This window comes from Veillonella sp. CHU110 (assembly GCF_003992255.1).
Taxonomy (GTDB): domain Bacteria; phylum Bacillota; class Negativicutes; order Veillonellales; family Veillonellaceae; genus F0422.
The window spans coordinates 53,382-68,010 of record NZ_RQVA01000010.1 but is presented as its reverse complement, the minus strand read 5'-3'; the positions used below and the strand labels follow the sequence as shown (position 1 = coordinate 68,010).

Genomic DNA, 14,629 nt, shown 5'->3' with positions numbered 1-14,629 from the left:
GACGTAAGAAAGAATAATGTTATATATCTAAAATATATGGTATAATTTGAATAAGAGCCGGAGGTGATTCTATGCATATTAAACCCTTTGAAGAGCTAACCATTCAGGATAACTTTATGTTTCAGAAGGTAATGCGAAATAAGCGTATTTGTAAAGCAACAATAGAACGGCTGTTAGATATCCAGATTAAAGATATCACTTATCTCGAAGAAGAAATATACTTTCAGAAATGTTTGTTTAGAAAATTACAAAATAGAATTAATCGATGGAACCACAAAACTATTCTTGAGCACTAAAGGTACAGAAGACGATATTTCAAAACCATTACAATATTTTTTAGATTATGTATATGGTAAATCACCTGCTGATGAGTTAGTATTGGAAATGGATTCTGTCGTAGATAAAGTAAAACACTCTAAAGAATGGAGGTTAGAATATATGACACTTGAAATGGAATTAAGACGCCAACGAAAAGAAGGTAATGCTGAAGGCAAAGCCGAAGTAGTTCTTGGCATGTTAGAAGATAAACTATCCTTAGATATGATCGCCAAATATACTAAACTCACTATAGAACAAATTACTGAAATCGGTAAAGCACACTCTCTAATTTAATGGAGGTCCCATGTCGACATTACATCCAACGTTAGAAACATACATAAATACGATTCAACAATCTCCCCTATGTGCTCATATTGCGCCAGAAAATTTATCACTTTTCTTGTCTCAAGCAAATGTGAAAGTACAAAGTTTCAAAAAAAATTCTTTCATTGCCATTGCTGGGGATCCGATGGAAGGCATCGGTATCTTGCTAGAAGGGCGTGCCTTGTTAACGCGAGAAAACATGTTGGGGCAACGAACTATCGTAACGGAACTACAGCCGTCCTCTATGTTCGGAGAAGCTTTGCTCTTTAGTAATCATCCCCTATGGCCAGCTACGATCGAAGCCACGAAAGATGCGATCGTTTTGTTCTTACCTATCGAGACTTTCACCAAAGCATTCCCGGACTGCCAATCCTGTCAAATCCAATTGCTCACAAACCTCATGCATGACCTGTCTGAAAAGGCGATGCAACTAACTCGCAAAGTGCATTATCTGTCCCTCAAAGGGATGCGCGAGAAAATTTTCGCCTATTTCATGGATATTCAGCGAGTGCAAAAAAAGAATATCCTCACCTTGCCACACAATCGGCAAGAAATGGCGGATGTCCTCAACGTGAGCCGCACCGCCCTCAGCCGTGAACTAGGTCGTTTGCAAGACGAACGGATCATTCAATTCCACGGCAAAGAAGTTGAGCTAGTAGATATCGAAACCATCCAAGATTTTTCATTTTAATACAAAATTTTCATCCACTAATTAATCAATGGGATCAAGTAAGTAAATTTATATCATGTCTTCATATTATTAACAGAAATATTGTATAATGTTTTTATACAAATGATATTAGAAAAAAAGCCGATAGAATACATTAACAGGGAAAGATGGGTTACTATGCTAAAGAGGAGAGATCATGTCTGGAGGAAGATGGTTAACAGTAGATGAACAAATTGCTCATTGTAAAGACAAAGGGATTACTTTTATTGACTATTCTGAGGAGATGGCTAAGAAGTATCTTTCCACACATAATACGTTTTTTCGATTACGCGCCTATAGAAAAAACTTTGTTAAAAATAATGAGGGAAAGTATATTAATTTGGACTTTAGTCATTTAGTTGATTTATCAATTATTGATTATGAATTCCGTCGAATACTATTGGATATGACGTTAAATATAGAGTATTATACTAAAATTAATTTAGTTAACTATATAGGATTACGAAAAGCCGGAGATGCATATTATTTAATTAAAAACTTTTTAGGCATAAATCCAGATATTCAAAAGTCCATTGAATCAAAACGAAGAAATATTTATGATGAAGATTTATATGGTAAATATGGTAATCCCAATAAGATGCCGATATGGGTGTTTGTTGAATTTATTACTTTCAGTGAACTAATACAACTAATTAAATATACGGCAGGATATTTTAATGACAGACGGTTTGGTAAATATGCAAACCAATTATTTGATATTAAAGCTGTTAGAAATGCATGTGCTCATGATAATTGTATTCTAAATGATATTACTCATAGTAACCGTTCTACTAAAGTGAGCAATATATTATCAGCAGCACTAGGAAAGATAGGTATAAAAGAGAGCAAAAGAAAGAGTAAATTATCTAAAATAAGGTTGAGTCAAATTGCAAGTGTTTTATTTTTTCATAAACGTATAATCAACAGTAAAGGAGTTGATAGAGAAATATCTGTACAGCTTCAATACATTAAAAATAGATTTTTTAGAGAACATACATATAATCAAAATTTATCTTTACAGTCTACATTTCAATTTTTTAGTGATATAATTGACAATTGGTATAAAATTGTGTAGTATAATTAATACAAGACAATAAACTGTAAAGTTTTTACCGGGGCGATACTCTGTATTGCCCCGGTTTTTTTGTCCTTTAATAAGAGGTCCTATTAAGTCTGTTTTATACAGAGAATATAATAAAAAGGACACTGCCAAAGCAGTGTCTTAGTGACCAACGCCCTAAGCGTTGCAGCCAATCTACTAACACAACTATAGCACCATAAACACTAGATGTCAACACAAAAGCCCCTACCGCTTCCGAGTCTTTCGACCCGGAAGGATAGGGGCTTTTTGCATCTTCTAGGAAGTTACATCTTCAGGACTTATTTCATTCCCATAGCCTGCATCAACATTTTGATTTGTGCTTTCATCTCTTCATTGTCTTGAGCCATTTTGTTGTAAGATTCCTTCATTTCTTGGTTTTCTGCTTTGATATTTGCATTATCTACCAATACTTGTTCGTACGCTACTTTCGTGCGTTCGTTCTCTTGTTTCAATGCAGATACTTCATCTTGCATTACATATACAGAGGAGATCGGGCCCGCTTTATAGCGTTCAGGAATTGCTTTTTCTTCTGGACTCCAGCCAAATTTATGAGTCACGCCAGCATTCACCATATTTTGATGTTGACCTAATGTAACACCTACGTGGAACATAGTCGCTTCTTGCGTGTAATGTGCAAGGCCAATAGCCGCTGCCGTTTCATTACGATAATTACCAATGCCCGCCATGATTTGTGTCGGTTCTAATGGGTCATATTGTAATGGTTTCAACGCTGCTAAAGCGGCTGCTTTCGCACCAGCTTTATAAGCTTCGCCTGTAGCTTGGTTTAGAACGTTGTTCGCTGTACCTTTCAACTGATCTACGTTGACACCATCAGTGCCATTGATACCAGGCGCCACATTTAGAATGCGGTTACCGCCGTTATCTAGGCCATTTGCTGTCAATGTCACAGGAGGGTTCGCTTTGCCATTGGCATTGTTGGATTCAATCACCACACCCAATGGTGTCACATTCGTTGTGATGGCCGGTTCAGGTTTACCATCTTTGCCAGGACGATATACAGTGTACTCACTGCTTGATCCGTCATGTTTCACTGTCGTATTAAACTCTGCCGGTTTACCTGTTTTCTCATCGATTACAGGTTTCACCTTGCCATCTTTATCGATGAAAGTAGGTTTAAATACACCAGTGTAATCGGTAGAACCATCACCCATGTGAACGTTTTTCGCCAACTTAACTGTCATGGACGCCGGTGTTTTCACCGTTCCATCTGCATTTTTAACAGCTTCCTTAGCAATGACGCCGATATTATTGTCAGTCAACTTAGTCGCATCTGCGCCACCATTGATATTCAATACTTCGCCAAGGCCTACCACAGCCGTCACATCTTTGTTATCGCCGGTGAACTTACGAGCACCTGCTAAACGGTCGCTAACCACTTTCAATTGATCTTCCGTCGCTGCACGACCAGATACAACTGTTGGGTTTGCTATATTCCAGTCTTTGTTTTGCAAGCCTGTCACAAATCCTTGTTTTCCGTCAATGGATACAGCTTTGTCGTCAGTTTTGCCACCGCTGAAAGTAGTTACTCCCTTATCTTTGAATTCAACTTTTCCGCTGTTTTCTTTATTCGTAATGGAGTTGATGCTTGTTAAGTCGCTAGCTAATTGTACTTTTAACTTGCCATCCACATTGTTTACACCAATGTTTTTGTCCGTTAATTTATCTTTAGCTGCCCCACCAACAATATCTACCGTTTGGTTTAATTTCTTAGCAATTACTTTGGATGTATCAGTACCTTGTGCATCATCACCAGCATATTTCATGCCATCGTCCATCGTAGCTACTTCATGTTTCACTGTGATTTCTTTACCAGCATTGTTAGGATCTGGATGTTTTGTCTCATATACGATACGAGTCATGCCGTCTTTACCATTAGCGCCATCTGTGCCATCTACACCGACTACACCTTTGTCGCCTTTAATGGAAAGACCGTTTTTACCATCTTTACCGTTCAATCCGATAGAGCCGTCCTTGCCGTTGATCACAACTGCAGAGCCATCTTTACCGTTCACGCCGATTGTACCGTTAGAACCATCTTTACCTGGTTTACCGTCTGTACCTGGTTCGCCTTTTTCACCCACAGTTACTACAGCATCTTTGCTTTGACCATTACCACCTGGTTCACCTTTTACAATCACTGTGTTTGTTGTTAAGGATTCAGATGTTAAATCTTTGTTCAACTTCACTGTGACAGTAGTATTACCATCAGCATCTTGATCAATAGATGTTAATACGTTTTTACCATCGTATTTTTTATCTTCCGCCGTAGCACCTGCTGGAATTTCCGCAGTACCTTGGATTTTCACAGTAGAGCCAAGTTTATTTGTTTTCGCTCCGCCAGTGTTTGCATCGAAGACTAAACCTTTGTCCACTAAACCAGTAGTAGCAGATTTCAATTGGTCTTCTGTAGCTGCTCTGCCAGATACAAATGTTGGATTTGTTACATCCCAAGTTTTATTATCTAAACCAGTGATGAAGTTACCTTCTGTTGCTGTTGCATCAGCCGCCGGTGTTGTACCATCCGCACTTGGTGTGACAGATTGTTTACCTACGGTCACGCCAGAGGCTACCACTTGACCTTTACCACCATCTACTTTCACAATGTTGTCACCAGTGCCCGCTATCACGGTACCAGCTGTACCATCCATTGTGACTTGTTTCGTAGCATCCGTGCCCAATGTCACTTTGTCTGCTAAGCGAATGTCATAGTTAGTATGACCATCAGCTGCTGTAGACTCAGTCAAGGAAAGATTTTTATTGACATCTTTGTCTTCACCGTTTACAGATACAGTTGTTTTCGCTTTGCCAACTTCGTCGTTCAATTGCGCTACGTTAACAGCGTCTGTATCGTTTTCACCTCTAGCTACGTTCACAATTTTGTTACCGCCATTGTCTAAGCCATTGTTTGTTAAGGATACAGCTTTATCGCCATTTTCGATGGTAATACCTGATGTGTTAACTGTGGTCGCTTTGTCTCCATCACGATATACGGTTTCACCTGCTGTCGTGGAAGTCGTCACGTCACCATCTTTCACAACGGTACCAGTCTTAGTCACGAATGTGCCAGCATCTTTATCACCTACAGTTAAACCTGTTGTGCTAAGAACGGTGTCGCCAGTCGTCACCTTGCCACCTTCTACTTTTGTCGTTTTACCATCAGCGTTCGTAAATTCAGCGCTTGTTAAGCCTTTCAATTCTTTCGCCAATTTCACTTCCACAGTAGAACCATTCGCATTCACGCCGATGTTATTATCAGATAATTTAGCTTTATCTGCGCCACCAGTGATATTAAAAGCGATACCACCTTCTTTATTCAAGCCTTGTGCATCTGTTTTAGACCCATTGTCCGCCCCGAATTGGATTGTATTATTCGCTACTGCTTTTGCTGCATCAGATACAGTTTTCAACTGATCTTCTGTGGCTGCACGACCAGATACAAATTTCGGATCTGTTACACTCCAGTCTTTGTTTTCAAGACCTGTGATGAAGTTGCCTTCTGCCGCTTTGTCTGTTGCGCCAGGAGTTTTGCCATCTGCGCTTGGTGTAGCAGATTGTTTACCAATCACAACACCACCAGTGACAGCGCCAGTTGCATCTTTCACACCATTCACACGGGCTACTGTCGGTGCCACTTCAGTCGTATTCGTACCATCTGTGAAAGTCGATCCTGTGCTAGTTACTTTGGATTCGTTAGCACCGTCTTTCACAGTTAAGCCTGCGTTGTTCACCACAGAGTTGCCTACTGTCATAGAACCAGTATTCGTCAAGTTCAGATGTTTGTTCAAGCGAAGCGTCAACGTATCTTTACCATCCGCATCTACTAAGATGTTGCCAGTAGCGGACTCAAATGCTTTCGCTGCTTCCTTCGTCACACCTTCACCAACGATGTTCACCAATGTGTTCAAGCGATGTTTATTCACCGTGTCAGAGTTATTACCAGCGAAACGTAAGCCGTCGTCCATAGTAGCTACTTGATGTTCTACTACTTTTTCAGTTTTCGTTACTGGGTCAACTTCTTTCGTAGTGTATACGATACGAGTAATACCGTCTTTGCCGTCAACACCTTTTTCACCACGAACGCCTGGAACGCCATCAGCACCGTCTTGACCATTATAGCCATCTTTCATGCCGATATCTAAGGATTTGCCTGGTTTTCCATCAGCACCTTTAGGACCTGTTAAGCCGATTGTGCCGTCTTTGCCATTGATGACAACAGATTTACCGTCTTCACCTTTGGCTCCGATTTTACCATCTTTGCCATTGATGACAACGCTATTACCATTTTCACCTTTAGGACCAGTCAATCCGATAGAGCCGTCTTTGCCGTTGATCACAACTGCAGAGCCGTCTTTACCGTTTACGCCGATAACACCGTCAGAACCTGGTTTACCTTGTTTGCCTTCGGCACCTGGTTCACCTTTTTCACCCACAGTCACCACTGCATCTTTACCGTCTTGACCGTTAGCACCTGGATCACCTTTTACAGTCACAGTATTGGTTGTTAAGGATTTAGATGTTAAATCTTTATTCAACTTAATAGTAACCGTACTATTGCCGTCAGTACCTTTTTCAACAGTTGTCACTACGTTGTTGCCATCGTAGTTGTCGTCTGCTGTTACATTAGCCGTACCAACGATATTCACAGTGGAACCAAGAGTATTTTCAACAACTTTATTGCCACCAGCTTTTGCAGGAAGATTAGCACCGAAGGATAACTTGCCACTACCAATTTGACCTTGAATTACTTTCAACTGTTCTTCCGTAGCCGCACGGCCTTTTGTTGCGAAGTCCGCTGCATCCAACGTTGTATTCGTCAAACCAGTGATATCTCCGATAGAACCATCAATAGCAATTGGGTTACCGTTGTTACCAACAGTGACTTTACCTGCTTTACCATCGATTGTGACAGTTTTATCACCAGCTGCTGCGCCGCTACTGAAAGTAGTTACGCCATTAGCACCGAACTCAACTTTACCAGAGTTTGCACCATTAGTAATGGAGTTGATGCTTGTTAACTCGCTTGCTAATTGAACTTTTAACTTGCCACCATCTGCATTGACGCCGATGTTGTTGTCAGTCAATTTGTCTTTAGCTGCGCCACCAACGATTTCTAAACGTTCGTTTAGTTTTTTGTTGATCACATTCGCTTCAGCTTTGGTTCCAGTCGCTGCTTCATAGTTATCACCGCTGTATTTTTGACCGTCGTCCATCGTAGCTACTTCATGTTTCACTGTGATTTCTTTACCAGCATTATTAGGATCTGTATGTTTCGTTTCATATACGATACGAGTCATACCGTCTTTACCATTAGCGCCATCTGTGCCGTCTAAACCAACTGCACCTTTGTCGCCTTTCATAGTAAGGCCGTTAGCACCATCTTTGCCATTCATGCCGATAGATCCGTCTTTGCCGTTGATCACAACTGCAGATCCGTCTTTACCGTTTACGCCGATAACACCGTCAGAACCTGGTTTACCTTGTTTGCCTTCGGCACCTGGTTCACCTTTTTCACCCACAGTCACTACTGCATCTTTGCCGTCTTGACCGTTAGCGCCAGGTTCACCTTTTACAGTTACCGTGTTAGTTGTTACAGATTTAGATGTTAAATCTTTGTTCAATTTCACAGTTACCGTTGTGTTGCCAGTAGTTGGATCTTGTTCGATAGATGTTAATACGTTTTTACCATCATAGTTTTTATCTGCATCCGTAGCACCTGCTGGAATTTCCGCAGTACCTTGGATTTTCACAGTAGAGCCAAGTTTATTTGTTTTCGCCCCGCCAGTATTAGCATCGAAGATTAAGCCTTTATCCACTAAACCTGTGGTAGCAGATTTCAATTGATCTTCTGTAGCCGCACGACCAGATACAAATGTTGGATTTGTTACATCCCAAGCTTTGTTATCTAAACCAGTGATGAAGTTGCCTTCTTCTGGTGCGATAACTTTACCTGGTGTAGGAACAGTTTCTACTGGTGTCACAGATTGTTTACCAATCACTACGCCGTTAGTCACTGTGCCATCTGTGCCATTCATACCGTTCACACGAACTACTGTCGGTGCCACGCTAGTTGTGTTTGCACCATCTGTGAAAGTAGCACCTGCGCTAGTCACTTTAGATTCGTTAGCACCGTCTTTGACAACAGTACCTGCATTAGTTACTTTCGTTTCCTTAGTGCCATCTTTTACAGTCAATCCTGTTGTATCTAGAGTAGATTCGCCAGTCGTTACCTTGCCATCTTTACCGTTGATTGTAACAGTTTTATCGCCAGTTGTTCCGCTACTGAAAGTAGTTGCTCCATCTGCACCGAACTCAACTTTGCCAGAGTTCGCACCATTAGTAATGCTGTTGATATTAGCAAGGTTTTTGTTCATTTTTACAGTTAATGTTGTTGTGCCATTAGCTGCGACTAAGATGTTACCACTTGCAGATTTGAATCCATCTACTTGTTCTTTTGCAACACCTTCACCAACGATGTTCACCAATGTGTTCAAGCGATGTTTATTCACAGTGTCAGAGTTATTACCAGTGAATTGTAAGCCGTCGTCCATAGTAGCTACTTGACGTTCTACTACTTTTTCAACTTTCGTTACTGGGTCAACTTCTTTCGTTGTGTATACGATACGAGTGATGCCGTCTTTACCGTCAACACCTTTTTCACCACGAACGCCTGGAACTCCATCAGCACCATCTTGACCATTATAGCCATCTTTCATGCCGATATCTAAGGATTTACCTGGTGCACCATCAGCACCTTTCGGACCCGTTAAGCCGATTGTACCGTCTTTACCGTTGATGACAACAGATTTACCATCTTCACCTTTAGCGCCGATTTTACCATCTTTACCATTGATGACAACACTATTACCATTTTCACCTTTAGGGCCAGTCAAACCGATAGAGCCGTCCTTGCCGTTGATCACAACTGCAGAGCCGTCTTTACCGTTTACGCCGATAGTACCGTTAGAGCCATCTTTACCATCTGCACCTTTTTCACCGACAGTCACTACTGCATCTTTACCGTCTTGACCGTTAGCGCCAGGTTCACCTTTTACAGTTACCGTGTTAGTTGTTACAGATTTAGACGTTAAGTCTTTGTTCAACTTGATAGTTACCGTGCTATTGCCATCAGTACCTTTTTCAACAGTTGTCACTACGTTGTTGCCATCGTAGTTGTCATCTGCTGTTACATTTGCAGTACCAACGATGTTCACAGTGGAACCAAGAGCATTTTCAACGACTTTTTTACCACCAGCTTTCGCAGGAAGGTTAGCACCGAAGGACAAGTTGCCAGTACCCAATTGACCTTGGATTAATTTCAACTGTTCTTCCGTAGCCGCACGACCTTTAGTACCAAAGTCTGGCCCTGTTAACGTTGTATTTGTCAAACCAGTGATATCACCTACAGAACCATCAATAGCAATTGGGTTACCGTTGTTACCAACAGTCACTTTACCTTCTTTGCCGTTGATTGTCACAGTTTTATCACCAGCGGCTGCACCACTACTGAAAGTAGTTACTCCATTAGCACCGAACTCAACTTTACCAGAGTTTGCACCATTAGTAATGGAGTTGATGCTCGTTAACTCGCTACCTAATTGAACTTTTAACTTGCCATCTGCTGCGTTCACGCCGATGTTGTTGTCAGTCAATTTAGCTTTGTCTGCGCCACCAACGATTTCTAAACGTTCGTTTAATTTTTTGTTGATCACATTCGCTTCTGCTGTGGTTGCAGTCGCTGCTTTGTAGTTATCACCGCTGTATTTTTGACCGTCGTCCATCGTAGCTACTTCATGTTTCACTGTGATTTCTTTACCAGCATTGTTAGGATCTGTATGTTTCGTTTCATATACGATACGAGTCATACCGTCTTTACCATTAGCGCCATCTGTGCCATCTAAACCAACTGCACCTTTGTCGCCTTTCATAATAAGACCGTTAGCACCATCTTTACCATTCATGCCGATAGAACCGTCTTTACCATTGATCACAACTGCAGAACCGTCTTTACCGTTTACGCCGATAGAACCATTAGAACCTGGTTTGCCATCTTTGCCTGCTACACCTGGTTCACCTTTTTCGCCGACAGTCACTACCGCATCTTTGGTTTGACCATTACCACCTGGTTCACCTTTTACAATCACTGTGTTCGTTGTTAAGGATTCAGATTTTAAATCTTTTTTCAACTTCACTGTGACAGTTGTATCACCAGTTGCTGCATCTTGACCGATAGTTGTTACTACGTTTTCATCGTTGTAACCTTCATCAGATGTGGCATTGGAAGAGCCTAAGATATGTACAGTAGTGCCAAGTTTGTTTTTGACAACCTTCTCTCCACCTTCTTTAGCAGAAAGGTTCGCACCGTATTTCATGCCTTTATCTGTAGCATCAGTAACTGCTTTAGCAATACTTGCATCAGAAGCATTTTTAAGGTCAGATACGTTAACTGCAGATTTTCCTGTTACAGGGTCTTTCGCCGCAACTTCTAGTTTTTCTAAGTAGGTTGCATTTGGTTTTTCTTGACCTTCCGCAGTAGTTACTTTTACTCCGTCAATAGCAGAACCTACGTTATCTACACGTTTAGGATCTGGCGTGTTTACTTTCGTATGAACATCACCAGCATACGTTGTACCATCTGCATTTTTGAAAGTGCCATCAGGTTGTTTGAATACTTGGTTACCAGCGTTATCTACGTAAATCAAGGCTTGATCTTGCGCCACTTGTTTCGTGTTCAAGGATACGGTTACATCATCGCCATTAGCAGCTGTACTGATGTAGTTTGTATCACCCTTGATGTTGAACTTCACATCACCAGCTGTTAAGGATTTAGCCGTTGTTGTACCAGTTGTATCATCGCCAAGAGAAATTGTATTTCCTACTTGACCTTTTACAATATCTAAATCAGATTTTTTAGCTACATCTGTAATAGTGACTGTATTTGTACTATTCGGATTTGCTGCATCTTGTACAGTTAAGCTAATATTACCATCATTATCTGCTGTGTATTTACCATCAGATCCAGTTGCTGGATTTGCCACTAAACGATAGTCACTGCCAGATTTAGCCGTAATAGCTTCGGAGATTTTTTTCAACTGATCTTCTGTCGCTGCACGACCAGATACAAATGTTGGAGTTGCTACATTCCAATCTTTATTTGCAAGACCTGTTACGAAGTTGCCTTCTGTTGGTATACCACCAGTTGTAGGAGCTACACCAGTTGTACTTGGACTGACAGATTGTTTACCTACTACCACACCACCTGCTGTTACGTTAGTCATTGCATTAACAGTACCATCTTTGCCGTTGATAGTTACAACTTTATCTGTACCACCAGTGCCGTTGTTGCCACTACTGAAAGTAGTTACACCATTGTCTTTGAACTCAACTTTGCCAGAGTTTGCACCATTAGTAATGCTGCTGATGTTAGCAAGGTTTTTGTTCATTTTTACAGTCAATGTGGAGTTGCCATCTGCTTGTACTAAGATATTGCCACTTGCAGATTGGAATCCATCTACTTGTTCTTTTGTAACACCTTCACCAACGATGTTCACTAATGTATTTAGCTTATGTTTGTTTTCTGTACCGGAATTGTTACCAGTGAAACGTAAGCCGTCGTCCATCGTAGCTACTTGATGTTCTTTACCGCCTTCTGTGTATACGATACGAGTGATGCCGTCTTGGCCGTCCACACCTTTTTCACCACGAACGCCATTTGCTCCATCTGTGTTATAGCCATCTTTCATGCCAATGTTAATGGATTTGCCTGGTTGTCCGTCAGCACCTTTAGGACCAGTTAAGCCGATTGTGCCGTCTTTACCGTTGATCACAACTGCAGAGCCGTTTTTACCATTCACGCCGATAGTACCGTTAGAACCTGGTTTACCATCTGCACCTTTTTCACCTACAGTCACTACTGCATCTTTGCCGTCTTGACCGTTAGTGCCAGGGTCACCTTTTACAGTTACTGTATTTGTTGTTAAGGATTTAGATGTTAAATCTTTGTTCAACTTCACAGTGACTGTTGTGTTACCAGTAGCCGTATCTTGTTCAATGGATGTTAATACGTTTTTACCATCATAGTTTTTATCAGCATCCGTAGCACCTGCTGGAATTTCCGCAGTGCCTTGGATTTTCACAGTAGAGCCAAGTTTATTTGTTTTCGCTCCACCAGTGTTTGCATCAAAGACTAAACCTTTGTCCACTAAACCAGTAGTGGCAGATTTCAATTGATCTTCTGTAGCTGCTCTGCCAGATACAAATGTTGGATTTGTTACATCCCAAGCTTTGTTATCCAAACCAGTGATGTAGTTTCCTTCTTCCGGAGTGATAACCTTACCTGCTGTAGGGACAGTTTCTACTGGAGTGACAGATTGTTTACCAATCACTACACCGTCAGTCACTGTACCATTTGCACCATTCGTACCGTTCACACGAACTACTGTCGGTGCCACGCTAGTTGTCTTCGTACCATCTGTGAAAGTAGCACCTGTACTAGTCACTTTAGATTCATTAGCACCTTCTTTGACAACAGTACCTGCCTTAGACACCGTCGTTTCCTTAGTGCCATCTTTTACAGTCAAGCCTGTTGTATCAAGAACAGATTCTCCAGTCGTTACCTTGCCGTCTTTACCGTTGATAGTAACAACTTTGTCTGTACCACCAGCACCATTGTTGCCACTACTGAAAGTAGTTACACCGTCAGCACCGAACTCAACTTTGCCATTACCTGCTTCGTTAGTGATGGATGTAATCTTAGTGATAGCCCCTTCTACGTTCACTTTATATGGGTCATCTTGTGTACCTGTGCCAGATACTGTTGTATTCGTACCATTCGCCAAGTTGCTTTCTTTCACAGCTACTTTATAAGTCACCTTACCAGTTGCTGTTTTGTCTGGCGTTACAGTTACATTCGCAGAGGCAGATTCCACAACCACTGTATCTTTCGCTACATTCGCTACAGCCTCTTTCGTTACAGACACTACGTATTCATTGTTAGGTAAACCGTATGCTGCATTATCACTTTGAGTCACAGTAGCAATATTATTGTCTGCTGTAGAAGCTTTCACTTTTTCAGTAGAACCATTTGATGCCACAACTTTTTTCAATTGGCTTAGGTTAACAGCATCTGTATCCTCTGTACCGTCAGCTACGCCTTTAATTTGTACGCCACCAACAGAGATATTACCTGGTACTGGAGTCGCCACACCATTCACATCTTTTGTCGTTGATCCATTCACCGTGATAGTTGTACCACCATTAGAAATAGTTAATGGGCTTGTCCCTTTGCCAGTGATGGAATTGATGCCTGTTAAATCGCTAGCTAATTGAACTTTTAACTTACCACCTTCTGCATTGACACCGATGTTCTTGTCAGTCAATTTATCTTTGTCTGCGCCACCAACGATGTCTAAACGGTTGTTCAATTTCTTAGCGATTACATTTTGTTCAGCTGCTGCATCGGTAGCTGGTTTATAGTTGTCGCCGCCATATTTCATGCCGTCGTCCATAGTCGCTACTTGGTGTTCCACTTCTTTTTCTGTGTTTGTAGTAGGGTCGATAACTTTTGTTGTATATACAATACGGTTGATACCGTCCTTACCATCAGAACCGTCTACACCATATTTACCACGTACATCTGGAGTATTATCATCATTGTCATGATCATAGCCAGGTTTTACACCAATATTGATGGATTTGCCTGGTTGACCATCTGCACCTTTAGGACCAGTTAAGCCGATTGTGCCATCTTTACCTTTGATGATAACAGAGGCACCGTCTTTACCATTCACGCCGATAGTACCGTCAGAACCTGGTTTACCATCTTGGCCATCTGCGCCTGGTTCACCTTTTTCACCAACAGTCACTACAGCATCTTTGCTTTGACCATTGCCACCTGGTTCGCCTTTTACAATCACTGTATTCGTTGTTAAGGATTCAGATTTTAAATCTTTTTTCAGCTTCACAGTCACTGTTGTGTCACCATTAGTAGCTTGACCGATGGTAGTCACTACGTTTTCATCATTGTAACCTTCATCAGATGTAGCATTGGAAGAGCCTAAGATATGTACAGTCGAGCCAAGTTTGTTTGTGACAACCTTCTTACCGTCAGCTGTTGCAGCAAGATTAGCGCCGTATTTCATTCCAGTATCTGTCACTTT

The 14,629-nt window shown here is 41.3% G+C and carries 4 protein-coding genes (1 of these 4 running past the window's edge); 3 read left to right on the top strand and 1 reads right to left on the bottom strand.

All coding sequences use genetic code 11. The annotated features are described in order from the left end of the window. The first annotated feature begins 285 nt into the window (after positions 1–285). The 3 genes from EO122_RS05615 (at position 286) to EO122_RS05605 (ending at position 2,426) form a co-directional block, all read left to right on the top strand. A complete protein-coding gene (locus EO122_RS05615) occupies positions 286–612 on the top strand; it encodes a hypothetical protein (RefSeq protein WP_127009747.1) in 327 nt (108 codons plus the stop codon). Between the two features lie 10 nt (positions 613–622). After that, positions 623–1,333, top strand: a complete 711-nt coding sequence (locus tag EO122_RS05610) for a Crp/Fnr family transcriptional regulator (protein WP_127009746.1) — start codon at positions 623–625, stop codon at positions 1,331–1,333. A gap of 175 nt (positions 1,334–1,508) precedes the next feature. Further along, the gene (locus tag EO122_RS05605) at positions 1,509–2,426 is read left to right on the top strand and encodes an Abi family protein (protein ID WP_127009745.1); all 918 of its coding nucleotides are present in this window, start codon (positions 1,509–1,511) and stop codon (positions 2,424–2,426) included. Between the two features lie 305 nt (positions 2,427–2,731). On the opposite strand, the gene EO122_RS05600 is transcribed toward EO122_RS05605, so the two are convergent. Next, positions 2,732–14,629, bottom strand: the 3' portion of a protein-coding gene (locus EO122_RS05600; RefSeq protein WP_127009744.1) for a YadA-like family protein. Its footprint extends 16,611 nt past the window's final position; the window shows 11,898 of its 28,509 coding nt (coding positions 16,612–28,509); the start codon falls outside the window, past its right edge — the gene reads right to left on this strand; the stop codon is at positions 2,732–2,734.

Bases quoted from the DNA above. Each gene is read 5' to 3' on its own strand.
- EO122_RS05610 (WP_127009746.1), top strand. From the start codon at position 623: ATGTCGACATTACATCCAACGTTAGAAACATACATAAATACGATTCAA.
- EO122_RS05605 (WP_127009745.1), top strand. From the start codon at position 1,509: ATGTCTGGAGGAAGATGGTTAACAGTAGATGAACAAATTGCTCATTGT.